This window comes from Kribbella sp. NPDC056861, assembly GCF_040687575.1.
Lineage (GTDB): Bacteria > Actinomycetota > Actinomycetes > Propionibacteriales > Kribbellaceae > Kribbella.
Window position 1 is genome coordinate 91,003 of sequence record NZ_JBFBNQ010000011.1, and the last position, 26,858, is coordinate 117,860.

The 26,858-nt window shown below is 68.5% G+C and carries 15 protein-coding genes; 2 read left to right on the forward strand and 13 right to left on the reverse strand.

Annotation, left to right across the window (positions count from 1 at the left end):
• Nucleotides 1-42: 42 nt before the first annotated feature.
• Nucleotides 43-825 carry a methyltransferase gene (locus tag AB0P21_RS40035; RefSeq protein ID WP_363704562.1) on the forward strand — a complete coding sequence of 261 codons (783 nt, stop codon included), beginning with the start codon at nucleotides 43-45 and terminating at the stop codon, nucleotides 823-825.
• A gap of 33 nt (nucleotides 826-858) precedes the next feature.
• Nucleotides 859-2,184, forward strand: a complete 1,326-nt coding sequence (locus tag AB0P21_RS40040; RefSeq protein ID WP_363704564.1) for an MFS transporter — start codon at nucleotides 859-861, stop codon at nucleotides 2,182-2,184.
• A gap of 7 nt (nucleotides 2,185-2,191) precedes the next feature.
• Here the strand turns inward: AB0P21_RS40040 and AB0P21_RS40045 are convergent, their stop codons facing one another.
• From AB0P21_RS40045 to AB0P21_RS40105, 13 genes are read right to left on the reverse strand one after another with little or no spacing between them, the layout of a single operon-like run.
• Nucleotides 2,192-5,644, reverse strand: coding sequence for a condensation domain-containing protein (locus AB0P21_RS40045; RefSeq protein WP_363704566.1), 3,453 nt, complete (start codon nucleotides 5,642-5,644; stop codon nucleotides 2,192-2,194).
• Nucleotides 5,641-7,245, reverse strand: a complete 1,605-nt coding sequence (locus tag AB0P21_RS40050; RefSeq protein WP_363704568.1) for an AMP-binding protein — start codon at nucleotides 7,243-7,245, stop codon at nucleotides 5,641-5,643. The genes AB0P21_RS40045 and AB0P21_RS40050 overlap by 4 nt, the downstream gene beginning before the upstream one ends.
• On the reverse strand, nucleotides 7,242-8,453 hold the full coding sequence (locus AB0P21_RS40055; protein WP_363704570.1) for a cytochrome P450: 1,212 nt from the start codon (nucleotides 8,451-8,453) through the stop codon (nucleotides 7,242-7,244). The genes AB0P21_RS40050 and AB0P21_RS40055 overlap by 4 nt, the downstream gene beginning before the upstream one ends.
• Nucleotides 8,453-10,303: an asparagine synthase (glutamine-hydrolyzing) gene (gene asnB / locus AB0P21_RS40060; protein WP_363704572.1), complete on the reverse strand. Its 1,851-nt coding sequence runs from the start codon at nucleotides 10,301-10,303 to the stop codon at nucleotides 8,453-8,455. The genes AB0P21_RS40055 and asnB overlap by 1 nt, the downstream gene beginning before the upstream one ends.
• Complete coding sequence (locus AB0P21_RS40065) at nucleotides 10,303-12,777, reverse strand: class I SAM-dependent methyltransferase (RefSeq protein ID WP_363704575.1); 2,475 nt, start codon at nucleotides 12,775-12,777, stop codon at nucleotides 10,303-10,305. Before AB0P21_RS40065 ends, asnB begins: the two co-directional genes overlap by 1 nt.
• Entirely contained in the window at nucleotides 12,774-13,871 is a 1,098-nt protein-coding gene (locus AB0P21_RS40070) for a saccharopine dehydrogenase NADP-binding domain-containing protein (RefSeq protein ID WP_363704577.1), read from the reverse strand. The genes AB0P21_RS40065 and AB0P21_RS40070 overlap by 4 nt, the downstream gene beginning before the upstream one ends.
• Complete coding sequence (locus AB0P21_RS40075; RefSeq protein WP_363704579.1) at nucleotides 13,868-15,610, reverse strand: ABC transporter ATP-binding protein; 1,743 nt, start codon at nucleotides 15,608-15,610, stop codon at nucleotides 13,868-13,870. The genes AB0P21_RS40070 and AB0P21_RS40075 overlap by 4 nt, the downstream gene beginning before the upstream one ends.
• Nucleotides 15,607-17,373 (reverse strand): ABC transporter ATP-binding protein, encoded by a 1,767-nt coding sequence (locus AB0P21_RS40080; RefSeq protein ID WP_363704581.1) that lies wholly within the window; start codon nucleotides 17,371-17,373, stop codon nucleotides 15,607-15,609. The genes AB0P21_RS40075 and AB0P21_RS40080 overlap by 4 nt, the downstream gene beginning before the upstream one ends.
• Nucleotides 17,370-22,133: an amino acid adenylation domain-containing protein gene (locus AB0P21_RS40085; protein WP_363704583.1), complete on the reverse strand. Its 4,764-nt coding sequence runs from the start codon at nucleotides 22,131-22,133 to the stop codon at nucleotides 17,370-17,372. Before AB0P21_RS40085 ends, AB0P21_RS40080 begins: the two co-directional genes overlap by 4 nt.
• Nucleotides 22,130-23,680, reverse strand: a complete 1,551-nt coding sequence (locus AB0P21_RS40090; protein WP_363704586.1) for an ABC transporter ATP-binding protein — start codon at nucleotides 23,678-23,680, stop codon at nucleotides 22,130-22,132. Before AB0P21_RS40090 ends, AB0P21_RS40085 begins: the two co-directional genes overlap by 4 nt.
• A complete protein-coding gene (locus AB0P21_RS40095) occupies nucleotides 23,668-24,480 on the reverse strand; it encodes an ABC transporter permease subunit (RefSeq protein WP_363704588.1) in 813 nt (270 codons plus the stop codon). Before AB0P21_RS40095 ends, AB0P21_RS40090 begins: the two co-directional genes overlap by 13 nt.
• A complete protein-coding gene (locus AB0P21_RS40100) occupies nucleotides 24,477-25,445 on the reverse strand; it encodes an ABC transporter permease (RefSeq protein WP_363704590.1) in 969 nt (322 codons plus the stop codon). The genes AB0P21_RS40095 and AB0P21_RS40100 overlap by 4 nt, the downstream gene beginning before the upstream one ends.
• Nucleotides 25,442-26,824 (reverse strand): ABC transporter substrate-binding protein, encoded by a 1,383-nt coding sequence (locus tag AB0P21_RS40105; protein WP_363704592.1) that lies wholly within the window; start codon nucleotides 26,822-26,824, stop codon nucleotides 25,442-25,444. Before AB0P21_RS40105 ends, AB0P21_RS40100 begins: the two co-directional genes overlap by 4 nt.
• Between the last annotated feature and the right edge of the window lie 34 nt (nucleotides 26,825-26,858).

Sequence of the window (26,858 nt, forward strand, 5' to 3'; positions counted from 1 at the left end):
GCTCCGTCCGGAATACGGCCACCGATCGAGGAGAACCACGTCGTGCCTCAGTACCCGTTCGACAATGCCGCCGATGCCGCCGTGGTGCGGATGAGGGCGTTGGAGTCGACGTACGATCGCAACACGGTCAGTCTGCTCGACGCACTCGGCGTCCGTCCCGGCGTACGGTGTCTGGAGGTCGGAGCCGGTGGCGGATCGATCGCCCGCTGGCTGGCCGACGCGACCGGACCGACCGGCTCGGTGCTGGCCACCGACCTCGACACCAGGTTTCTCGAGTCGTCCGGCCCGGCCTGGCTCGAGGTACGACGCCACGACATCGTCACCGACGAACTGCCCGCGGAAAGTTTCGACCTGATTCATGTCCGGCTGGTCCTGGTTCATCTGCCGGAGCGTGACCTGGCGATCCGCCGATTGGTCCAGGCGCTGGCGCCGGGTGGCGTGCTGATCGTCGAGGACATCGCCGCCCTGGGGCAGCAGGTCTCCGCGGACGCGCGTTCCGAGGAGGTGTACTGGGCCGTTCAGCATCGGGTGCTGGCCGTGCTGGAGGCGGGTGGCTGCAATCTGGAGTGGCCGTCGCGTCTCCCCAAACTGTTCGAGCGGGCCGGTCTGACCGGCGTCGGCCACCGCCGGGTGATCCCGGCCTGGTGGAACGGCGGCGGCAACGGAATCAAGTTGCTGGCAGCAAACATCACCGAGTTGCGTCCCAAACTGCGCCGGGCCGGCTGCAGCCAGGACGAGCTCGCCGCGTACCTGAACCTGTTGCAGAGCACCAGATTCGTCGTCTCCGCCTATCCGATGGTCTCCGCCTGGGGCTACAAGGAGTAATCCCCTGAGAACCACGGAGAGCGGAAGGCCCTGATGAGCACATCCGAGATCGCCGGCCGGATCGAGCGGCTACCATCCTCGCGCTGGCACCTGCTCGTGCGTCTGCTGATCGGTGCGGCCACGCTGTTCGACGGTTTCGACCAACTCCTCGTCTCCTACGCCATGCCGCTGCTCCGCAGGGAGTGGCAGCTCGATCAGCAACAGGTGACGCTGCTGATCACGGTCGGGGGCCTCGGCATGCTGATCGGCGCAGTGGTGGCGGGTCTGCTGGCGGACCGGATCGGACGCGTGCGGGTGCTGATGCTCTGCATCTTCGTGTACTCCGCCACCAGCCTGCTGATGGCAGCGACCCGTGACCTGACCACCTTCCTGGTGCTGCGCTATGTCCAGGGGCTCGGTATCGGAGGCGAGGTTCTGGTCGCCGCCGTGTACGTCAACGAGATCATCGGGGCCCGCCGGCGGGGCCGGTTCGTGCTTCGCTACGAACTGGTCTTCGCCGCCGGTCTGCTCTGTGCCGCCGCGGCATCGGCGTGGGTGATCCCGCACTGGGGTTGGCGTCCGTTGTTCGTGGTCGGCGGATTGCCGATCGCGCTGGTCGGCGCCCTGTGGCGCTACGTTCCCGAGTCGCCACGCTGGCTTGCCTCGCGCGGGCATCCCGCTGCCGACGAGACGATGGCGCGGATCGAAGCCGCGGTGCGCAGCTCCGCCACCGGCCCGGTCCCCGAACCGGTCGTTGTCTCAGCTGATCAGTTCACCCCACGGCGGAGCTATCCGCAGCGTTTCGCCGTCCTGGCAGTCTTCTGTTTCTGTGCCTTCCTGGTGAACTACGCCTTGTCGTCCTGGATGCCCACCATCTACACCGGGCTGTTCGACGTCCCACTGGCCGAGGCCTTGCGTTACAGCCTCTACGCGATGATCGGAGGCTTCGCCGGTGCTGCTGTTCTCGCGCTGTTCGCCGACCGGGTCGACCGCCGGACGGCCCTGGTGGTCGGTGCGATCGGCGCGAGCGTCGTGTTGTTCCGGGTGGCCTTCGCCGGCGGCGCGGACACGGTCGGAGGGCTGGTCTTGTCCGTGTGCGTCACGTCGTTCTTCATCTCCGCCACCAACCTCGGCGTTTACCTCTATGTCCCCGAACTGTTCCCCACCCGGATGCGGGCCCTCGGCAGCGGCCTCGCCGGGATCTTCATCCGGCTCGGTGTCATCGTCGGGCCGCTGCTGGTCGGTCTGCTCGCCACCGACGCCCCTGCCTTCCGCGCCGCCGTCGGCATCCTGTCCTGCGCCGCCTTCGTCGCCGCTGCCGTGCTGTTCCTCTTCGGCGACGAAACCCGCTGTCGCCAACTCGAGGAGGTCTCCCCTTGATCTCCTGTCAGATCTCTCCCTCCTCCAGTGACCAGGCCTCGGCGATCAGCTCCGCCACCTGACGCACGGTCGGTCCGGCGAAGAAGCCGGCCAGGGAAATGCCGGCTCCCAGTTCCCTGGCCGCCGTCTCGATGAACCTGATGGCCGCGACACTGTCTCCCCCCAGGGCGAAGAAGTTGCCGTCCGCCCCGACCGGCGGCGTGTCGAGAAGTTCGGTCCAGAGCTCGATCACCGCGGCTTCGGCAGCGTGCGTGACCGATGAAACCTCCCGGACGGGAAGAACCGGACGAGCGGAAGCGGCAGGTTTCGTAGGCCGCGCTGGAGCCGGTGGAAGCTCCGCGTCCCACTCGGTGACCGAAAGGTGTTCGAGCAGCCGCTGGTAGGCGGCGAACATGGTGTCGAGCAGACCGTCGGGAAAGAGTTCGTCAACAGCGTCCCAGACCAGTTCGACCGCGATACCGTCCGGGCCGGACCTTTCGATCACCTGATGGTCCAGCCAGACTTGCGGTGTCTGTGACAGTCCCCAGCCAGGATTCGCGAGCATTTCGCTGTCAGCGCCCGGCCCGGTCTCCAACGCCGAGAGACCGAGGGCACTGGTGAACACGACCGGCATCCCGCCGTCCGCGCGTCCTGATCTTCGGCTGAGATCCCGCAGCAGGCCGAGCGTCGACACCTCGCGGTGGTCGAGTGCGCCGGCCAGCTCGGCCTGCAACCGGCGTGCCCTGCCCAGGAAGGACTCGCCGGTGTCAGGCCGGAAGCCGACCAGTACCAGGGATGTGAAGTCACCGACGGTTCTGTTCACCTCCGGATGGACATCGCGGCGATCGAAGAGCGTGACGTTGACGGTCAGATCCGGTCTGCAGCTGAACCGGCTGAGCACCTCGGCGTACGCCGTGAGAAGCATCCCCGACTGGGTGACCCCGTACCGCTGGGCGGCGGAGGCCAGCAACTGCCAGCGATTGCCTGGCACCAGCATCGAGCGTCGGCGGAACCGGGGCGCTGCGACGCTTGCCGGATTCGTTGCCAACGGCAACTCCGGGGCCGGCGGCAACGTCTCGAGCTGCCGATCCCAGTACGCTGTGGCGGCCGCGGACGGCTCGCTGGGCAGGGCCAGGACGTAGTCGCGGAAGGCCAGTCCGGTCGTGGGCAACTCGACCGCGGGGTCTTCGTAGAGCGCGGCCAGTTCGCGATGGCAGATCATCACGCTGAGCGCGTCGGCCACCAGGTTGTCCATCCCGATCCCGATCCGGACCCGGCTGCCGTCGCGCCCGACACCGATCCGGAACAAGGGCCATGCCGTCGGCTCGAAGGTCGTTTCGGCCAGCGCGTCCCGCAGACCCGCGAACGAACCGAACTCCTCGACGGCAAAGCCCGGCACCTCGGGGAGTACCCGTTGATCACCGTTGGCGTCGAACACCGCACGAAGCATCTCGTGCCGCCCGACCAGCAGATCCGCTGCCTCCGCCAGCCTGCCGGTGTCGATCTCGGGAACGTTGTACTCACGGTAGAAGTGACACCCGACGCCCCCCAGGGTGAAGTCCGCGGACCGGCCGAGAAAGTAGGCCCGCTGGACCTCCGTCGGACCGAAGGACTCGTGACGACGAGCGGGATCCGTGGCGATCCGGGCTGCGACGTACTCCGACGCGTCACTGCCGGAGTCGGCATCCAGCGCCGCGGCGAGATCCGCGAGGACCGGATGAACGAAGATGTGGGTGAGGGTGACCTCGGTCCGGCCCAGCTCCCGCAACCGGCGCAGTACCTCGGTCGCGATCAGTGAGTCCCCGCCGAGCCGGAAGAAATCGTGTTCGCGTCCGACCACGACCTCGAAGAACTCGGCCCACACCGACGCCACCAGAGCCTCGGTCCCCTCTCCCGGCGCGGTGACGCAGTCAGGCCCGGCCATTGGTCGCGGGGCACGTACCTCGCCACTGGTTTCGGCCCGGCACGGCAGGTGAAGTGCCTCGGTCCAGATCGTCGGGTCGGCGATCAGCCGGTCCAGCAGAGCCGAGTAGTGAGCGAACATGGCTTCGGGGATGCCGGGCATCAGTACGTCGGCGCGCAGGTCCCAGTTGACCATCAGCCCGTCGTCCAGCTCGGTGACCTGGGCGTCGAGCCAGACCTGGGGTCCTTGCGAGACGACCCAGGCCGGCTCGCCGAGAACCGCTCGCACCCGCGACTCGTACAGGTCTCCCAGGCCGAGTGCGCTCGTGTAGACGACCGGCGCGAGCACCTGTTCGCCGGCGAAACGCGAGAGGTCGCGCAGTACCTCCACACCGCTGTAGGAGGAATGTGCCGCGTCCGCGTGGAACTGTTGCTGCAACCGCCGTGCGCGGTCCCGGAAAGAGCCGGACCGATCCCCTCGCCATTCCAGTAGCAGCGACGAGGTGAAATCGCCGACGACCGAGTCGATCTGTGGATCCACTGGTTGCCGGGCGAAGAACGGCAGGTTGAGCAGAAATCGCGGCTCGGCGCTCCACGCCGTCAGCGTCTCGGCAAAGACCGCGGCCAAGGCCATCGCCAAAGTCAGACCATGACTGCGCGCTCCCCAGTCCAACCGTTGACGTTGCTTGGACGACAGCAGACGATGGGCTCGAACGACCCGTGGGATCGAGGGCTCCCTGACCGGTAGCCGGGGCGCGCTCGGCAGCGACGCCAGCCGATTCCGCCAGTAGCTGACGTCTTCGGCCACGGTCTGCGGCAACAGCTCCGCGCGGTATCGCGGGTAGCTGTAGGTCAGCGTGGACAGCTCCTCGCCGGCGTAGAGCCGGGCAAGGTCACCGAGGATGATCCGCAGGCTGAGCGCGTCGGCGGCGATCATGTCGAGGCTCAGATGCAGCCTGGAGCGACCGTCAGGCAGAACGGACAGTTGAATGTCGAAAACCTGGCCGGCTGCGATGTCCATCGCCTGATGGGACAGCCGCTGTCTCAGCTCCTCGGGGTCGTGATCACTGTGAACAGTCAGCCCGCGCCAGCCGCTCGGGCCGATCCGCTGAGTTCCGTCGTCGCCGATCCGGACCCGCAGCATCTCGTGCCGCTCGATCAGCCGGACAACAGCCCGCTCCAACCGGGCCGGATCCAGCGCCAAACCGTCGAACTCGTTGTAGAAGTGGGCAGCCACTCCGCCCAGCCGCTGGTTGTCCGCCCGGCCTACCCAGTAGGCGTGCTGCATCAAGGCCAGCGGAAAGGACGCCTGCTCGTCGACTTCATCGGCCGGCCGGCCCTCGACCTTCAACCGCCCGGCCTTCGCGAGCAGTGCTTGCCAGTCCTTGACCGTCGGCGCCGCGATCAGTTCGGCGAAGCTGACGTCGATCCCCGCCGCGCGCCACTGCCCGGCCAGCCGCATCGCCGTCAACGAGTCGAGCCCGAGCTCGATCAGGTCGTCGCAGGCGGTCAGCTCGTCCGCCGGCAGATCGAGCAGCTCCGCCATCAACGTCGGCAACTGTTCGGGCGTGACGGTCATCGGGTCTCCTCTCCGACGGCCAGACTCGAGGCGAGCGCCGACCGATCCACCTTGCCCACCGCGGTGCGCGGGAGCTCCGCGACCACCCGGACGCGATCCGGTGTCTTGTAGGCCGCGACGCCGAGTCCGGACAGCAACCCGACCACGTCCCTGCGCCCCAGCCTCGAGCCCTTGGTCACGACGAACGCACAGGTGCGCTCGCCCATCAGTTCGTCGGGATAGCCGATGACGGCGACATCGTGAATGCCGGGATGGCCGAGCAGCAACTCCTCGATCTCCTCCACCGGCACCTTGTCGCCGCCGCGGTTGACGACATCCTTGAGCCGCCCCTCGACCACCAGGTGTCCGGACGGCAGCCGCCGTACCAGATCACCTGTCTTGTAGAAGCCGTCCACCGTGTACGCCGTCCGGTTGTGCGCCTCGGCCCGGAAGTAGCCACGCGGGGTGTACGGACCGCGGACCCACAGCTCCCCCGCGACCCCGTCAGCGGTCGGCTCCCCGTCCGGTCCGACGATGACGATCTCGTCGTGCTCCGACAGCGGCCGGCCCTGGGTCCCGGTGACCAGCTCGACCGGATCGTCCGCCCTGGTGAAGTTCAGCAATCCTTCGGCCATTCCGTAAACCTGTTGCAGTCGGCAACCAAGTACTGGCTCCACCCGCGTGGCGACACCGTTCTTGAGCCTGGCACCACCGACCTGGAGCAAGCGCAGACTCCGCAAGGACTCTGCTCCGGTGGAAGCCACCTCCTCCAACCAGACATGGACGAGCGGCGGCACCAGCGCAGTCACGGTGACCTGCTCACGAGCGATCAGAGGGAACACCGTGTCAGGCGCGCCGTCCGGCGCCAGCACCACTGTCCCCCCGCACCACAGCGTTCCCAGGATTCCCGGGCAGGCCAGCGCGAAGTTGTGGGCGGCAGGCAGCGCTGCCAGGTACACGGTGTCCTCGCCGAGTCCGCACACCTCCGCGCTCGCACGAAGGTTGTAGCCGTAGTCGGCGTGCGTCCGCGCGATCAGTTTCGGCTTGCCCGTCGTCCCGCCGGACAGCAGCAGAACTGCCAGATCGGCCGCGCCCGCCAGGTCCGCGAAGCTGCCGCTCGGGGAACCACACAGGTCGACGTAAGAGGTGGTCCGATCGTCGCTGAACCCGGTATCGCCCACCAGGAACAACCGATCGGTGGCCGGTTGTGCGGCTGACAGACTCGCGGCAAGGCCGGCGTAGGCCTTCGCCCCGGACAGCTCGACCAGGTGGTCGATCTCGTACGAGCGATGCGGCGGCAGCGCGAGCACCGGTACGACGCCCGCCCGGAAACACCCGTACAGCAACGTCACGAACTCCGCGCAGTTGGGCAGGTGGACGACGATTCGGTCGCCGGGGACCAACCCTCGGCACAGCAGACCGGCCGCGATCCGATCAGCGTCCTGGTCCAGTCGGTCGTAGCTGATCCGGCGATCACCGTCGACCAGGGCGACTCGGTCAGGGTGCTGAACAGCGCGTCCGCGCAACAGCGAGCCCAGCGTCTCGTCTCGCCAGTACCCAAGGCGGCGATAGCGGTCGGCGTCCGCGGCCGGCCACTGCGGCGTACCGTCGACCGTGATCATCGTCGTGGCTCCCCGGTCCGTACGACCAGCGACTCCAGGCCGTGCATCGCAGTGCTGTGGAGCCAGCGTGCAGGCTTGTCTCCGGACACCAGCTCGAGCTGTGGGAACCGGTCGAGCAGAGCACCGAAGGCGATCTCTCCCTCGAGCCTGGCCAGCGCGGCGCCGACGCAGTGATGCATGCCGTGACCGAAGGCGAGGTGACCGCCGGCCGGCCGGGTGACATCGAGCCGATCGGGGTCGGTGAACTGACCGGAGCGGTTGACCGCCAGCCACGACACCATCACGAAGTGCCCGGCCGGAATCAGCGCACCACCGAGTTCGACGTCCTCGGTGGTGAAACGAGGGGACGACAGGTTGTTCGGCGTCTCGTAGCGCAGGAACTCCTCGATCGCGTTCGGCAGCAGCGACCTGTCGGTTCGCAGCAACGCGAGCTGATCCGGATTCCGGAGCAGTGCGTCCATCCCGCTGCCGATCAGGTTGACCGTCGTCTCGAAGCCGCCGGTGAGCAGCAGTGAAGCGGTCGCGATCAGCTCACGACGTGACAGCCGGTCGCCGTCGTCGACGGCCTGGACCAGCTCCGACAGCAGGTCGTCCGACGGACTCTGCCGCTTGGCGTCCACCAGCACCCCCAGGTACGCCGCCAGCTCGGTCGACGCGGCACCGATCTCCTCCTGGTTGGTGGCAGCGACCATCCTCCGGGTCCAGCCGGTGAAGTCGTCGCGGTCCTCGAACGGAACTCCGAGCAACTCGCAGATGACCCTGATCGGCAACGGCGCCGCGTACTCGCTGACCAGGTCGACCACATCGCGTCCCTGCATCGCAGTCAGCAGGTCCGCCGCGATCGCCGCGATCCGCGGCCGCAGCGGCTCGACCGCGCGACGGGTGAAGGTCTTCGTCACCAGTCTGCGCAGCCTGGTGTGGTCGGGTGGATCGAGGTTGAGCAGGTTCATCACCAGATCGTCGGAGAACGACACCTCCTCGTCCGGACCGACGCGGAGCCGGGCCAGCCGGTCGTACACCCGATCGCTGCTGAACCGTGCATCGGTCATCACCAGGCGGGCTTCGGAGTAGCCGCTGACCAGCCAGACCGGAAAGCCACCGGGAAGCAGGACGAAACGCACCGGCGACGTGGTCCGCAGGGATGCGGCGACGGCGTGGGCGTCCTGGATGAAATCGTCGCCGAGGATCACTGGGGCGGGGTGGGACATCACGAATCCTTGTGGTCGAGAACGAGGTCGGGCTGGTACAGGTCGATCCACTGCTCGAAGTCCAGCGCTCGCTCGAGACCGGTCCGGACAGCACCGGTGACGGCGACGGCCGGCCCGGTGGCAGCGACTCTCAGCCAGCCGGGATCGAAGACCTCGAGGACGGCGCTGCCCGGATCGGACAGCAACTGACGGGTCTGCTGCTGCAGCGCGATGACGTAGTGCTCGTCCTGGCTGGACGGATAGGGGCTCTTCACCCGCTCCACCACCGACCGTGGCAGGCGATGGGCGACAGCCGCGCACAGCAGTCCCTTCGGCCGGCCATCGATCGTCTTCAGCGCCCACGGAACGTTGTGGACGTACTCGACCAGCCGGTGGTCGGCGAACGGAACCCTGACCTCCAGGCCGGCCGCCATGGACAGCCTGTCCTTGCGGTCGAGCAGTGCACGAGCCAGGCGGGTGACGTGCAGGTGGCTCGCGGTCCGCATCTGATGCGCCCCGGCATCCTCGCCGTCGAGTGGATCGACCTGTGCCACCGCCTCGTCGTACTGGTCCGCGACATAGCTGTCCAGCTGCAGCGCGCGCCGAAGCCCAGGCCGTAGCGGAAGGCCACGGTCCGCGGTGTACGAGTTCTGAAAGGCCAGCCAGGGAAAGGTTTCGGCGGCCAGCGCCGCGGGGTGGTGGAACCACGGGTAGCCACCGAAGACCTCGTCGGCGAACTCACCGGACAAGGCGACCGTCGCCTCGGCCCGGATCGCCCGGAACAGCAGCAGCATCGACATGTCGATGTCCCCGAGACCGATCGGGAGGTCGCGGGCCGCCACCACCGCCCGACGCAGTGCCGGGTCGGCCAGTTGACGTGGATCGAGAAGAATGTCGCTGTGCAGTGTGCCGACGTGCGCGACGACCTCTCGTACGAACGGCGAGTCCGGGGTGGAGCGGAGTTCGTCGGGCCGGAAGGTCTCCTCGTAGCCGGTGAAGTCGACCGCGTAGGAGCGGACCTTCTCGCCATCCGCTGCTTCGTCGGCGGCGAGTGCGGTGACGGCGCTGGAGTCCAGGCCGCCTGACAGCAGGGTGCACCAGGGAACATCCGAGACGACCTGGCGTCTGATGATGTCGGCCAGCAGTCCGCCCACCGTTTCCACTGTGGTCCGGGCGTCGTCGGTGTGCGGGTGTGCCCGCAACCGCCAGTAGGACCTCTCTCGGACACCCCCGCGATCAACGGTGACGATCGTGCCCGGCTCGACTTCGGCCAGGTCCTCCCACAGGGCCCAGCCGGAGGCTTTGGTGAAGCCCGCCAGTTCGCGCAGACCCTCGGTGGTGACACGCCGACGGAAGAGCGGATTGGCGAGTACCGCCTTGGGTTCGGATCCGAACAACACCCCGTCCTTGGTGCGGTGCAGGTACAGCGGCTTGACGCCCATCCGGTCCCGGACCAGCACCAGCCGGTCGACCCGGCCGTCCCAGATGGCGAACGCGTACATCCCGTTCAGGCGTTCCGCGACCGCGTCACCCCAGGCCCGGTAACCGGTCAGGACCACCTCGGTATCGCTGGCGGTCCTGAACCGGTAGCCGAGGGCAACGAGTTCGCGGCGCAGCTCGGCGTGGTTGTACGTCTCCCCGGAGTACGCCAGGACCACCGGACCGTCGGCGGTCTCGCACACCATCGGCTGCGCACCACCGACCGGATCGATGACGGCCAGCCGTCGATGACCGAGGCCCGCGTGCCGGCTGACCCACAGGTCGCCCGCATCCGGCCCACGTGCTGTCATCGTGGCGGTCATCGCTGCCAGTACCTCGCGCCGTCCGGTCAGGTCGGTGTCGAAGCCGACCCACCCCGTGATCCCACACATCAGTGGTTCTCCTTGTCATGTCGTGGAACCTGGCCGGTCAGCACGTGATGTCCGAGCCGTTCGAGCGGATGCCCGGCCGGTGGGACGACGGGGCCACGATCGAGTCCGGCACGATCGAGAACCTGGTGCCACTGCCCGAGGTCGAGGAAGGTCGATCCGGCGGACTTCCGATCATCCCGCGGGGGATTCATCAACAGTGCCTGCGTGACCAGGACCCACGGCTCCTCCACGGTCGGCTCGGTCAACAGCAGACCACCACCGGGAACCAGGCACTCGACCAGGCCACGGACCGCGGCATCCGTGTCCTCGACGGCATTCAGCGCACCACCGGCGATCACCAGATCGAAGGACGCCGGCTCGATCCCTTGCGAGAGCGCCGGCCGATCAAGGTCGTACACCGCGTACCGCGCCACCTCCGCGCCGAAGGTCGCCCGCGCCTGGTCGAGGAACGGCCTCGAGATGTCGGTGAACCAGTAGTCGATCCGCCGGCCGCCGGCGCCGGCGAGCACTGCCTCGGTGGTCGCGCCGGTACCTGCTCCGACCTCGAGAACCCGCAGCTGCCCGGGTCGCTCGACCAGCAAGCTGATCAGTGCGATCACGACCTCTCGCTGGAACCGCTGCACCACTCCCTCGCGGTAGATGCCATTGGCAACATCCATCCGGCCGTCCGGGAACAGCAGAGCGATCGGGTCCGCCGTACCCCTGACCAACGCGGGCAACAACCGGATGCTGCGTTCCGCATAGTCGATCGCGTGGGCCGATCCGAACAGCTCGTTCCATTCCACCCGGCACGCTTCGAAGCCACCAACCGCCTTCGAGGCGATCCCTGCCAGGCGGTAGTTCGCCCCATCGGACGCCACGAGCTCTTCTCCCACCAGGCAGTCGATCCATCGCCGGATCAAAGGCTCGTAGCGCGCTACCGGGTCGAGGGCAGCGATCAGTTCCTCCACATCGTGCCGGGTCTGTGAGTGAGCCAGGCAGCCGGCCTGCTGAAACGTCGTCAGCATCGCCCGCAGACACAGCGATCGGAGCCGGCCGGAGAGGTCGGCACCCCGCTCGAAGAATTCTCCGGACAGTCGGCCGGCCGCGATCCGCTGCGCGGCCGGCAACAACCCGGCCAGCTCCGCGCCACGGCGCAGTTCATTGTCGACAGCAACTATTTGTGGACTTGCGCCGGGAATCGTCGGACCACCGGACGCAGCCGTTGGACCGACGACGATCATGGACGCAAGAGAAGACAGGTTGGTCAGCGCCGCTGTGGGTGCCGTGGCCAGGGCACCTGCCTGATCGGCAGTCAGGACCAGGGTTCTGGCTCCGGTCCGCTCCAGGTGGGCCAGTACCGTCGCAGGCCGCTCTCCTACCGGTACCGGCAGCAGCACCTCGCCTGCGGATCGAAGCTCCCGCTCGACCGACGCGTCGGCGGCGAGCACCAGGTACGGGCCCTGCGTTCCCACGAGAGCAGCGGTGATCGCCTCTGAAGGACCGGTTGGGCGAACTGCACGGAACAGGCTCTGGCCCAGTCCTGCCTGCGCCACCACCGTGTCCGGGCCAACGGCGAACCCCGCGGCGCGCAACTCGGTCATCCACGACTCGACGTCCGGGAACATCCGTCCGCTGACCGCCCGGGCGTCTGCGCTGCCTGCCGCCGGACGTCCGCGCTCGGGCGACAACAGGAACTCCATCGAGGTCAGCACCGAGGCGCGCTCCTGCACCGCCTCGGTGAAGAGCAACTCTCCGCCCTCGACCAGCACCGCACGGAGTCCCCGCAGGGTTCGGCCCAGATCGATCGCGTTGTGCAGGACGTGTCCGGCGATGATCACGTCCGCGCTCCCTGCCGCGGGAAGGTCTCCGTCGATGTCCAGCAGCGCGGTCCGGACCCCGAGTTCACGCTCCGCCGCGGCCGTGAAGAACCGCGACAGATCGGTGAAGAGATAGTCGAACTCGGCGCTGCCGAGCTCGGCGAGAACCCTCCTCGACGTCCCACCACTACCGCCACCGATCTCGAGGATCCGCAGTCGTCCGCCCTGTCGCCTGCTCAGTTCAGCGACCCGCTGGGCACAAGCAGCGTTCAGCTGTCGAGTCGCACGGTTGCTCTGGTAGGCGGCGAGTGCAGCACGCACGTCACCGTCCGCGAACAGGATCTGCCGTATGTCCAGCTCGTCACGGAGAAGTTCGGGCAGCCGTTCGAGCATCGCGCGATGCACTCGCGCCATCCGGGCCGGGAACCCCAGCTCGGCGTAGCAGCCGTCGAGCAAGGTGAGATCGGGCCGGCCCCCGGCGATGACCGGCCGCGCTGTGGCATCTCCAGTAAGTTTTGTGACCCAGCGGCGGAACAAGCGTTGGTGCCGGGGTGCCACTCGCAGAGCCCGGATCAGCTCCTCCACATCCAGCGATTCGCCGCCGAGGGCGACCGTGTTCGCTATCGCGGCGAGACTGATCTCGTCGAGCAGCCGCTCGGCGGCCGGTGTGCTCACAGCGCGCCCTCTTCCGCGAACTCGAAAGCCGTCAGCTCGCTCAGAACCGCGGGTCCTTCAGCCTTCGTGAGTGCGTCGACCACAGCGACCGGGTCCAGTGTCTCGGCTGCGTAGTGCCGGCCAGGCTCGACCTCACCCCGTAGTACGGCCAGAGTGGCGTACGTCAGTACGGCGCCGCTGAGCTCGGCAGTGCTCGCTCCCCGCAATACGACGGTTTCTCCAGTGGTCACACCAGATCGCGGCCCTTCAGCGGTGACCGCGATGACGATTCTCGTCGGGCGATGTCCGAGGTCCAGCCGGCTCGCCCGGCACAGTGCCTCGACGGCTTCCGTGCGATCCAGCATCGGCACCCGGTCGAAGACGTCCAAAGTCCGTGTTCCTGCCAGCAGCACGTACCACTCCCCGTTCCGCAGGCCGATGGCCCGGGCCAGCCGCTCCGACTCGGTGCTGAGCTGGGGCAGAGCGGTGACCTGGCCGACGTAGGGCAACCGCAGTCCAATACGCCGGACGAGTGCGCCCTCCGCCCGCTGTCCCGACCGCCACGCGGCACGAGGCGTGCTGACTCCGTCGGCCGCCGCTTGCAGGTAGTCGTCGGCCGCGACGGAGGTGAACCGATCGATCAGCCCTACCTGGACGGTGAGCTCGTCGACCTGATCGAAGCGAGTGGCGACTGCCTGCGGGAACAAGCTGGTCAGACCAGGCTGCAGACCAGCCGAAAGTACTGCGACCCGAGACGCCCGCTGGTATCGGGCGGGATCGAGCAACGCGTGCAGACGGTCGTCGCCTGCCGCATCCACGTAGTCCGCGCCCGCGCGCCAGGCGGCGTCGGCCAGGCGGTTACCGATGGCATGCGACGGACCTGCCGAGTTCACCACGACGGCGCATCCCGCCACGAAGGTGGCCGACGACGTGTCGTCGGTGAAGTCCACCGCGGTACAGTCCACCTCCGGGCCGAGATGCTCGTGGGCGAACGTCTCGGCAGCCTGGAGACTCCGGCCACCGATGCGCAGTCTCACGCCGGCTGCCCACAGGGCCCGGGTGGCCTCGGCTCCCACCTCACCGTAAGCGCCGACCACGCCGACGAGCCCCGTCATGCCGGCACCGTGCTGCCTGCCAGGCGCCAGCCACGACTCCGGTTCCGCTCGTTCCAGAATCGGGCGTACCGGCCGTTCGCCACCAGCAGCTCGTCGTGGGTCCCGAGTTCCGTGATCGCCCCATCGGCGAGGACCACGATCTGGTCGGCCTCGACGATCGTGGACAGTTGATGGGCGATCACCAACAGGGTCGAGTTACCCCGCAGGCTGTGCAGCGCTTGCCGGACGTGCCGCTCGGTGGTCGCGTCGAGCGCGGCGGTGGCCTCGTCGAGGATCACGATCGGCGCGTTCTTCAGCACTGCCCGCGCGATGGACACTCGCTGCCGTTCACCACCGGACAGCGATGAGCCTCCTTCACCGACCGGCGTGTCCCAGCCCTGGGGCAGCCGGGCGACGACCTCGTCCAGGCCGGCGATCCGCGCGGCTTCGTGCACCTCGGCCATGGTCGCCTCCGGGCGGCCGATCCGGATGTTCGCCTCCAGGGTGTCGTCGAACAGATAGACGTCCTGCGCCACCAGCGACACCTGCGCCATCAGGTCCCTGGTGGTCAGCTCGCGGACATCGGCTCCGCCCACCCTGACCGCGCCGGAACTGACATCGAAGAACCGCATCACCAGCCGGGCCAAGGTGGTCTTGCCCGCGCCGGACGCGCCGACGACAGCCGTCATCGTGCCGGCCGGCACCACCAGATCCAGACCAGCCAGGACCGAGCGGTCGCCATAGCCGAAGGTGACCTGATCGAACTGGATCTGCCCTGGTGTCCGGGTCCCGACCGATACCTCGGGCTCTGGCAACGACGGTTCGTCCAGTACCTCCACGACCCTGGCCAGATCGTTGCCCGCCATCCGGAGCCCGCCGCTGCGTGCGGCGGCCTCCGTGAGCGGCCCGACGAACCTGGCCGCCAGTGCGAGCAGCGCCACCAGAGTCACCGCATCGGCCGAATCGGAGAGCAGCAGGACCAAGCCCACGCCGACCAGAACAGCGAAGGCCAACTGCACTGCCAGTCCTCCCGCCATCAGCCGCGGCATGGTGACCGCCAGCACCCGGCGCGCGGCGAGCCGACGGCTCTCGATCGCCGCCTCCAGCGGTGGGTAGGCACCTTGTGCCCGGCCGAAAGCTCGGAGGGTCTGCTGGGTCCGGGCGAACTCGACCACGCGATTGGCCGCCAGCGTGTCCGCCGCCTCGCGTTCCCGGTCGGTGCGGCCGATCGCGGCCGAGGACCAGCGATGGGCCAGAACCAGCACCGGTACGACGACAGCGATGGCCAGACCCAACCGCCAGTCGAACAGGAACATCCCCGCGGCCACCGTGGCCGGGGTGACGATCCCGCCGACGACCGGGCCGAGCTGATGCGCGAACACGTTGGTCACCGTCATCGTGCCGCTGGTCGCGCTGCGGGCCAGCCGGCCGACCTTCTCGGTGCCGAACCAGCCGAGCGGCAACGTCGCGATGCGGTCTCCGAGACGTTGGTGAAGTGTCTCCAAGGTGATCAGAGCCAGGCGGAACCCCCGAAGAGCGTGCTGGTACCGGGCGACGCAGGTGACGATCGTCGCGACGGCGAGTGCCGCGGTCCAGCGCAGAGCCTGGGTGAGGTCATCGGTCAGCAGCGAGCGCAGGGTCGGCACCAGCAGCACCATCGCCGCGCCTTCGAGAACCGCGGCGGAGACCAGCCAGCACAGATACGTCCGGAGCAAGGCTCGCTGACCGTCGTCCAGCACCTTGCGGAGTTGGCGAATCACAGGACCGCCCCTTCCTGGTCCTCGGTCCGGCTGTGCGCCGCCCACAGCCGCGAGTACGGGCCGGCGGCGGCGAGCAGCTCGCGGTGGCGTCCGCGTTCGGTGATCCGGCCGTTCTCCAGCACCACGATCTGGTCGACCGCCGTGATCGAGGTGAGCCGGTGCGCGATCACGAGGACCGTCCGGCCGCGGGCGAGTTCGGACAGCGCGTCCTGGATCTCGGCCTCCGACTCGGGGTCGGCGTGCGCGGTGGCTTCGTCCAGCACCAGCACCGGGGCGTCGGCGAGCAACGCCCGCGCGATCGCCAGCCGCTGGGCCTCACCACCGGAGAAGACGACGTCCGCTCCGAGGAGCGAGTCGTAGCCCTGAGGCAGTGCGTTGATCCGATCGTGGATCCGCGCCGCCCTCGCCGCGGTCACGAGCTCGTCGTCCGAGGCACCGGGTCGGCCCAGCCGCAGGTTCTCGGCCACCGTGCCGTGCAGCAACCGCACGTCCTGCAAGACGAAACCGACCAGCCGGTACAGGTCCGCGGCGGCCAGTTCCCGCACGTCGACGCCACCGATCCGGACGCTGCCGGACGTAGCGTCGTAAAAGCGTGGTACCAGAGTGGCCAGGGTCGACTTCCCGGCTCCCGACGGTCCGACCAGCGCTGTCACGGTTCCCGGCCTGCAGGTCAGACGGATGCCTGACAGCACCTCGATGCCTTCTTGATAGCCGAAACCGACGTCGTCGAACACCACCTCGTGCCCCTGCGGCTGCCTCGGCTCCCTTGGTGGGGGCAGCGGCGGAACAGCCAACAGATCAACGATGCGCCCCGCTGCGGCCATCGCCTTGCGCTGGGCGGTGATGCCCTGGTTGAGGCTCTGCAGGGTCGACGGGAGCATGACCGCCACCAGCACCTCGGCCAGTACGTCGACCGGCCGCACCCAGCCGGACGTCACGAACCAGATACCACCCGTCAGACCGGTCAGCGTGATCACCGGCACGCACAGAGCCATCGAGGTCAGTGCCTCCAGCCGAACCAGGGGGCGGACCCAGCCGGAGTACCGTTCCGCGAACTCGCCGACAGCCCGCCGGTAACCGGCATGGGCACGGTCGGTACGGCCGAAGGTCTTCACCACGGCGATGCCATGGACGAAGTCCACGATCGCTGCCGACACCTTCGCGAATCCGGCATCGAGTTGCACCATCTTCTCGCCGAATCCGCGCATCATCCAGGCATAGGCGAGAACGTAGATCGGCAACGTCGCCACGGCGAGAACCGCCAGCCGCCAGTCGATCCACAGCAGGTAGCCGACTCCGGCGGCCGGCAGAGCGATCGCGCCGGCCAACTCGACATCGTGGTGCGCCACCAGATGGTGCAGATCGTCGATGTCGTCCTGCGCCACCTTGCGCACCGCGCCGGACGTCGTTCGTCCGTACCACCCGAGCGGAACCTCGCCGAGCTTGGCCACCAGCCGGCGTCGCAACCGGGCCTGGAGCCTCGCATCTGCCAGGTGGGTGATCCACAGCGCCGAACCGGTACAGGTCCAGCCGATCACGATGCCGGCGACGACGATCGCGGCGACCGGTACCACCGTCGCGACCTCGGCGTCCGGCTGCGAGATCAGCACCCTGGCGAGCTCGGCCAGGCCGGCGAACGGAACCAGCGTCGTCACCGCGCCGACCGCGCCCAGGGCCACGCCCACGCGAGTCATCCCCGCGATCGGCCGGCGCAGCTCCGTCAGCGCTGCCTTGGTACCGGCAGTTTTCGAGGTCTTGGTCATGCCTTCTCCTCCATGACCCTCAGGTGGTCCGCGACCTCCGCGACGAAGGGTGGTTCCATCACGGTGAAGTGATCGCTACCGGTGATGTCGATGACCCGGAACCGCCCCAGACACACGGCTTCCCAGTACGGCGCGGCCAAGTGCCCGACCCCCGCGGTGACCCCGAACGAGCGTGGTTCCGGCGCCCGCAGGAAGGTCACGTCACCGGCGTAGAGCGGCGGATCGAACCGGGCCGCGATCACGCTGTGCCGGGTCACCGTGAACAGCGCGGGCACCAGGGCAGGATCGATCGGAACCCCGGCATTCGCGGCACAGGCACGTGCGTACCCGGCCAGCCGTTCCGCCTGCGGTACGGCGGACCGGCGGCGGACCGCGGCCGCGACCTCAGCGAGGCCAGGGTCATCGGTCAGCTCTCCCAGAACCCCAGCGGGAACCCGCCCGTCGTTTCGGGCCATCACCAGCTCGACCGCCCGGCCGACATCACCCCGCTCCACCTCGGGCCCGAAGACCGCCGTGACCGGATCCAGCTCCAGATTCGGGACGAAGATCGCCTCGAAGGCGAGTTCCTCGTCGGTGTCCAGCTGCATCGGCAGGCTGTCGACCAGGGTCAGGTCAACCTCGAGGCCGCGCTCGAGGAGTCGGCGGCCGACCTCGATCGCGAACAGGCCGCCAAGACAGTAGCCGATCAGCTGGAAGCGGCGATGCCCTGCCTCGACCAGCCGCTCGGTGTAGTCGTCCGCGAGCTGTTCGATCAGACCCGCCGGGTCGGCGGCGCAGTACACCGCGGGATCCGCGACGGCGATCCCGATCACCGGCCCGGCCTGCTGGTCGGCGAGTTCACGACCGAGCGACTGGAAGTAGTCCATCGTGCCCAGTGCGGCGTGGAACATCACCCGGGCCGGGCCGACGTGCCCACCACCGAACGGGATCAGCAATGCGTTGCTCTTGGCAACTTCTTCGCCGGTGACGCCGGGGACCTCGCCCGGCGATCGCAGGAAGTTCGCCAGCGCGGCGACCGTGGGCCTGTTCAGCATCTGACGAAGCAGTACGTCGAAGTCGAGTCCGGCCGCCTCGGGCAGTTCCTCCCGGAGCTTCCCGGCCACCTGGGCAAGAATCAGGGAGTCGGCACCATGGTCGTAGAAGCTGTCTTCGACGCCCAGCCGCTCGACCCGCAGGGTGCCGGCCCACAGCTCGGCGAGCCGGAGCTCCAGCTCATCGGCGTACTTCGCCTCGGTGTCCTCGGCGCCGCCGCTCACCAGCCAGGTGGCCAGGGTCGCCCGGTCGATCTTGCCGTTCCCGGTCACCGGCAACGCGTCCACCACCTGGAGCCGGGAGGGAATCATGGTGGCGGGCAACCTGGCCGCCAGGTGCGCGACCAGCTCGGCCCGGTCCAGCGACCGGCGGTCGGTCTTGATCCGCGTGGCCAGCAACTCGTCTCCAGGACCTTGGATCGAGATGACGTCCCGGGCCGCGAGCAGGGTCAGATCAAGACCGCGCCCGGTGTGGACCAGCCAGCCTCCGGGGACCACCAGTTCGGCAAGCAGCTCCGGACGGAGCCGGTCATCGGTCAGCACGATGTCGAAGGAGTTCGGCTCGAGGCCGTCCTTGCGGTACTCCGAGCCAGGGGTGGCCGTCCGGAACCTCACCGCGAAGCCTTCCAGCAAGGTCGGCAGCGAAGCGTCCTCGCCACCGGACCGCGCGTCGAGGATCCGCGCCTCGACGTCGCCCGGCAGACTCGCGACGAGGCGATGCACCACCGCGTTCGCCGCGTTCAGCAGGAACCTGGCCGGGTCGTCAGCCTCGGCGTACCGGACGGCCGCCTTCCTGATCGACTCCGACATCGGTGCGGCTTCGGGGCCGGCCGCCGGGTGCCGCGCGGTCTCGGCGAAGGCGACCAGCGAACAGTCCGCACCAGGACTCCCCACCACCACGGCGGCGGCACTGCCGACGGCCGGATGGGCGAGCAGCGCCACCTCGACCTCACCGAGCTCGATCCGATGGCCCCGGACCTTGACCTGGCCGTCAGCGCGACCCAGGAACTCGATCTCGCCGCCAGGCAGGAACCGGCCCAGATCGCCGGTACGGTACAGCCGCTGCCCGTCAAGCGGATGTGGGAAGAATTTCGCCGCGGTCAGTTCGGCGTCGCCGACATAGCCGAGGGCCAGCCCCACTCCGGTGATGTACAGCTCGCCGGGGACCCAGACCGGCCGGTCCCGGTACTGCGCGTCGAGGACGCGGAAACCCTGGTTCCGCAGCGGCACGCCGTACGGGATACTCGTCCAGGCCGGATCGACCTTGTCGATGTCGTGATGGATCGACCAGATCGCGGCCTCGGTGGCACCTCCCAGCGACACGCAGCGGAGCGCCGGCGCGACTCCTTCCAGCTCACCGGGCAGGGTGACCGGAATCCAGTCGCCGGACAGCAGGGCCAACCGGAGCGACGGCAGCACCTCGGACGCGGACCGCAGGTAGTCGACCAGCATCCGCAACTGCGCCGGGACGGAGTTCCACACCGTCACCTGATGATTCCGGACGAGCTCTGCCCAGTGCGACGGGTCCGACCTGCGATCCGGATCAGGAAAGACCAGACTCGCGCCGGCCGCCAACGGGCCGAACAGGTCGTAGACCGACAGGTCGAAACCGAGCTGCGCGAGGGCGAGCACCCGATCAGCGGCCGACATCCCGTACCGCTCGTCAATGTCCCGGATCGTGTTCAGAGCGGCCCGATGCGTCGTCATCACCCCTTTGGGCACCCCGGTCGAGCCCGAGGTGTAGATCACGTACGCCAGCGCGTCCGGGTCACCATTCGTCGCCTCTGGCAATTGATCCGCGGGCTTCAGCAGATCGATGTCGACCCTGGTCACGCCGGCCGGCAACGCCGCGGCCTCGTCGATCCAGGACTGCGACAGCAGCACCGTGACCTCGGCATCCACCAGCATCCGATCGCGGCGCAGGACCGGCTGGGTCGTGTCGATCGGGACGTAGGCGGCCCCTGCCTGCAGTGTCCCCAGCACACCGACAACCTGGTCGGGAGATTTGTCCATCAGCACCGCCACCCGAGTCGCCCCGGCCGCGGCCACCACGTCGGCGACCGCGGCCGCCCGGCGCGCCAGCTCGCCGTACGTGATCGTCGTGACCGGCGAGCGAAGCGCGATCGCATCAGGGGTGGCCCGCGCCTGCGCGAAGACGCCGACGTGCAACTGCTCGTCCGGCAGCCGGCCGGCGGTCGCGCCGACGTCCAGGCGTTCGTCCAACTGCCAGGACGGCAACGGGAGCAGCCCGGTTGCCGTCCAGGCCCGGTCGTCGGTGGCGAGATCGGTCAGCAGTGCCGAGAAGGCACCGAACATGTCCTCGATCAGACCGGCCGGGAACACACCGTCGCGAACGTCCCAGTCGACCACCAGGCTGCCGTCGAAGTCGTTGACCTGACAGTCCAGCGCGACCTGCGGGGTCTGGGTGATGCCCTCCCCGAAGGTCCGGCCGGATCGCGGCGCGTGCCGCGGCCCGACGCCGACACCGCTGGTGAACACCACCGGAAACGACGCCGCCGCCTGGCCGCGCCGCCGGCTCAGCTCACGAACCACCTCGACCCCGGTGAACAGCCGATGGTCGAGATCCTCGAACAGTCTGGCTCCGATCGCCTCCGCACGCTCAGCCAGGCTGCCACCGTCCGCGAGGTTCACCGCCAGCAGGCTCACAGTGGTGAAGTCACCCACCAGCCGCTCCACCTGCGGATGGAGCGGCTGTCTGCCCATCAACGTCAGTGCCAGGCTGAACTCGGCCCGCTCACTCCACCGCTCGATCACCGTCGCGTAGGCGGCCAGGACAGCGTTCGCCGCGGTCACGCGATGCTGCCGGGCAGAGTCACGCAAGCAGGTCCACCGGTCGTCCGGCAAGCGGAACCGATGCCGCCGGAACCGGCCGGGACCGGCCGAGCCGGTCAGCGCCGGCAACTCCGGAGCGCCGGGCAGATCATCGATCCGAGCGTGCCAGTACTCCCTCGCCCGCAGGTAGCCGGCGCCTTCCGCGAGCCGCTGCTGTGCCAGCACGTAGTCGCGGAAGGTGATCTCCAACTGCGCCAACGACTCTCCCGCCAGCAGGGAGTCCAGCTCCTCCAGCAGGATCGAGGCACTGGTCCAGTCCGCGATCAGCGCATCCAGCGAGAGGTGTACGACGTCGCCCGTGGCCAGCCGGCTGATCTGTACCTCGAACATCGGCCACCGCGTCGTGTCGTACACACGGTGACCCAGCTCGGCACGGATCGACGCAAGATGGTTGTCGGCAGCAACCGCCGGCAGGGGCCGAAGATCGGTCACGACCACCCGGTAGTTCGCTACCCGGTCGAGGACCCGCTGGTACCCCTCGGGCGAGATCACCGATCGGAGCGCCCCGTGACGCGCGATCAGTTCGTTCCAGGCGACCTCGAAGGCTTCCGGGTCGAGTCGCGGGTAATGTACTTCCAGGTAGCCGTGGCAGGCGACATCGCCGTACTGGAACGAGTTCTGCCGCCCCAACAGGTACGCCGACTGGACGTCGGTCAGCGGAAACGGCTCCGCCGCCGCTGCCGGATCGGCGATCACCCTGATGTCCGGGCCGGCTGTCCCGAGCAGCGTCAGCACCTCGTCGCGGTGATCGGCGAGCAGCTCGCGATGTCTCGCGGTGATGACGCCGGGAGCGGACCGGAACCGGATCTTTCCTTCCGCGGCCCACAGTTCCACCCCCAGACCATCGAGCTCGGCAACGATCTCAGCAGCGGTCATGGGCGGATGACTCCTTGGTAGTCGGCGGACGAGCCGGTGACGGCGAGCAGCCGGCGGACGTGTTCGTGCGGCTGCTGGGTCGATGGCAGGAGCTGGGCGCTGGCACCGGTGTGAACGATCCGGCCACCGGACAGGACCATCACCCGGTCGGATGCCGCCGCGACCACCTCCGGGTCATGGCTGATCAGGACCACCGCGACACCCAACTCGGCCTGGAGCGCGGCGATTGTTCGAAGAACCCCGGCTTGGGTGTCCGCGTCGAGCGCCGAGGTGACCTCATCGCAGATCAGCACCGAGGGCTGTGCGGCCAGCGCTCGGGCGATTGCCACCCGCTGGCGCTGTCCGCCGGACAGCTCGCCGGGAAACCTCTGGGCCAGTTCCGGGAGCAAGCCGACCAGGGTCAGCAGCCGGGTCAGCTCGCGGTGCCGTGCTTGTCTGCCGAGAGCACGCAAGGTGATGAGCGGCCGGATCAGTGCGGTCCCGACAGTCTGACGCGGATGCAGCGCACCCGCGGGATCCTGGCCGACCAGTTGGACAGCGACGAGTTGAGAACGGGTTCTTCGTCGTACCGGAGCAGGGAGCGGGTGGCCCGACAGGAACAGACGGCCCTGATCGGGACGGTGGTGACCTGCCAGGACTCTGGCAAGTGTGCTCTTGCCTGCTCCTGAAATGCCCAAGATCGCCAAGCACTCGCCGGGCCGGATCTGGAGGTCCACCTCGCGCAGTACGGGAGTGTCGCGGGCGTACCCGGCGGTGATCGCCTCGGCACGGAGTACGGGCTCGGCATCCAGGCGGTAAGCACCCACACGTTCCACCAGAGGAGCGGTGGGCCTGCTGTCGCGGTCAGCGAAGAACGACGCGGTTTCCCGGTCATGGACGATCCGTCCGTCGGCGAGCTCCACCACCCGATCCGCAATGCCCCGGACGGAGTCGAGGTCGTGGGTGATCCAGAGCATCGCCACGCCTTCCGCGGCCAGCTTGCGTAGTTCGGCGACGACCTCGGCCTTCGCCTGCAGGTCGAGGGCGGTGGTCGGCTCGTCGAGGACGAGCAACCTCGGGTCCCGGGCCAGTGCCGCGGCCAGCACCACCCGCTGCAGTTGACCGCCGGACAGTTCGTGGGGATAGCGCCGGCCGAGGTCACGCAACCCGACCCGACGCAGTAGCGCCCGCACCAGGGCCGGCCGGTCAGCGCGTTCCCACCGCTCACCCGTTGCTTGCAGCAAGGAATCGCCGATCCGCAGGTACGGACTGAGCGACTGCGCCGGGTCCTGGCCGACGTAACCGGTAACCCGGCCCCGAAGCCCGGGCGACCGCTCCGGAAGGACCTCCTGACCTTCGACAGTCAGCCGTCCTGCCGTGCACCGCACACCGTCGCGCAGATGCCCGAGCGCGGCGAGAACCAGCGTGGTCTTGCCCGAGCCTGAGGGGCCGGTGACGACGACCACCTCCCCGGCGCTGATCCGGAGGTCGGTGCCCCGCAGGATCAGGCCGTCCGGCCCGGTGAGTTCGAGACCGGTCACCTCCAGCAACGGCTTCACTGGAACCACCGGCGAGATCGATGAGCGGTCCGGTCAGCAAGGAGGTTGGCAGTCAGAGCCAGCGCACCGACGCCCAGGACCGGCAGCAGCAACGCCAACGGCTGGAGCGGTGCCCCGGGCAAGGCCTGCACGATCAGCGATCCCCAGTCCGTTCCGCCCGCGCCGATTCCCAGGAAACCTGCCGCGGCGACCAGATGCACCGCGGCGACGAACCGAATGCCCAGATCGGCCAGCAGAACGCCCGTCACCAACGGCAGGACCTCCCGCCCGAGTAACCACCCGATCCCTTCTCCACGGGCGGTTGCGGCCTCCACATGCGGTCTTCTCATTACCTGCAAGGCGGCGGCGCGAGCAATCCGTGCAGTCAACGGCACCCCGACAAGCGCGATGGACACAACGACACCGACCCGATCTCGCATCGCCGTCAGGCACAACAGGAAGAGCAGGACCGGAGGCACTGCGGCCACCGCGTCGACCGGCCGCATGATGAACGCGTCGACAGCCCGCCGCCCACCGCCGAGGGCGGCCAGCAGACCGAGTCCCGCGCCGGCCACCGAGCCGAGGACGGCCGCCAGCAGACTGGTGACGAGTAGCCCTCGTCCCCCGGCCAGCATTCTCGAGGCGACGTCACGTCCGAGGTCGTCGGTACCGAACCAGGCCGTCGACGAGGCGCCGGCGTACGGCGTACCGATCGGCGCCGTCGGCGAGTGGGGTGCGAGCCAGGGCCCGGCGAGGACCAACCCGGCAAGCACAGTCGCAAGGATCCAGCCGGCCAAGTGCCGGCGATCTGCTCGTCGGATCGACGTCATACCCGTACCTCCGCGGCACCGGATCGCCACAAGCACTTCACCATCAGGTCAGTCACCAGCAGCGCCACCAGGGTCACGACACCGATCATCAGCACGATCGCCTGCACCACGGGGAGATCTCCGGTCTGCGTCGAGGTGACCAGCAGCTCGCCGACACCGGGATACCCGAAGACTCGCTCCACCAGTACCGTGCCGCCGGCCAGCCCGACAGCGGCGATCGTCCACACCTGGACAGCGACCGGTAGCACCGCGGGCAGCACCGTGGTTCTCGCGACGGCCATCCGGGTCCAGCCGCTCAACAGCAGGAACTCGACCCAGGGCGCACGTAGTGCTGTGATCGTTGCTGCTCTGATCATCCTGACGGCGTAGGCGAGGGACCCCAGCAGCAGGCTGATCGCCGGTAGAACCAAGGTCGCCGGCGACGACAGTGGGCTCTCCCCGGCCGGCACGGACGAGACGGCAGGCAACCAACGCAACCCGACAGCCACGATCAGCACCAGGACGGCGGCGGTCACGAACTCGGGAACGGACACCACACCCAGAGCGACCGTGGAGATCACCCGGTCGGTCGGCCTTCCCTTCCGTGAGCCTGCCAGCAGGCCCAGACCGAGCGACAGCGGAACCAGCGCGGTCAGCACCACCAGCACCAGGAACAACGAGTTGCCGAGTCGCGGGGAGATCAACTCGGCGACCGGGCGACCGATCGCGGACTGCCCGAAATCTCCCTGCACCGCGTCAAGGCACCATCGTCCGTAGCGAAGAAGGACAGGCCGATCCAGACCGAGTGCCGTCCGCAGCTCGGCGATCCGTTCCGGCGTCGCGGTACCGCCGAGTCGGACCGCCACCGGGTCACCCGGCAGCAGGTCCACTCCCACGAAGGTGATCAAGCTGAGCAGGCCCAGTACCCCGAAGCCGGACAGCACCCGCGCTGCGACGTACCGCGGTAGTGAATCCGGTCGGCTCATGCGAGGCCGGCCTGGCTGAGACAGGGGTATTTCGGCTGCCCGTTGCGGATCTGCACCCCAGCGACGTTTCGCCGGGTCAGGGCCAGAGTGTCCGCCAGTCCCCAGACCACCGTGTTCCCACGATCGGTCATGATCTGCTGAACGGTTCGCCACTGCCGCTCGCGCTCGGAGGTGCTGGTCGCGGCCATCGCCGTACCGACCGCGGCACCGAGCGCAGGGTCCGGCAGCCCGAGCGTCGGGTAGGCGGCAAGCCTCGTGTAGATGATCGACAGGGACATCGCGCCGATGGAGAACACCAGTGCATCGGTCCGGGTCAGCGCTTTGACGTCGAAGAACTCTGGTACCCCGACCGTGTCGACGCGCACCGGCAGGCCGATCTCCTTGAGTTGCTCGGCCACCAGCTGGGTCGACGCGTTGTAGCCCGACTCGTACTCTGCGGTGCGGAACACCACCGCAGTACCGTCGAGTCCAGCGGCCCGGATCAGTCGCCGGGCTTCGTCGACGTCACGTCGCAGCGGCTCCACACCATCGTGGTACTGGGCTCCGGCGCCGAACAGGTCGTTACCCGGTTTGCCGTAACCCAGCAGTACTGCGGCTACCAGCGCCTCCCGGTCGATGCCCAACCGAACCGCCTTACGGGCGCGCGGATCGCGAAAGGGGCCGGAGGCGGCGTTCAGCACGAAGCCGTACCCGAGTTGCCCGGCCGCGCCACCACTCCGGATCTCCAGATCTCCACCGCCGGCACCGACCTTCGCCGCGCTGAACGGGATGTCGACCGTGTAGTCGTACTGACCCGCGCGAACCGCGTTCACCTTGGCCTGGGGATCGGTCAGACTGCCGAGAACGATCTCGTCCGCGGTCCCGGCTTCTCCCCAGTACGTGCTGGATCGCTCCAGCCGGGTCTCCCGGCCGGCGGCGAAAGCCCTGACCCGATAGGGGCCGGTGCCGATCGGCGTAGCACCCGCGGGCTTGACGATCCGGGCCGGGTAGGCGGCCAGCAACAGCGCCGGGTCGCCAACCGGCCGACGGGTCGGCACTACCAGGGTGGAGCGACCTGTCACCGCTGCCCGGGCGAAGTCGAAGTAGCCGGCCAGCTCGCTCGGGTAAGGACGCTGGGCGGCAGTCATGTAGCGCAGCGCGGTCAGCACGTCCGAGGGCGTCAGTTCGGTCCCGTCATGCCAGATCACACCGTTGCGCAGGGCAATGGTTACCGATCGAAGGTCCCGAGACGGAGCGGCCGAGAGCGCCAGGGCAGGCCGGACACCGCGGTCGTCGATCTCGAAAAGTCCGTCGAAGACCAGTTGGTGACGCACCTGATCAACCGGCGAACCGCCGGCGTACGGGTCGATCGACTCGGTCGCACCGCCACCGGTCAGCACTGCACGCAGAGTGCCTCCTGACCGCGGACCGCCT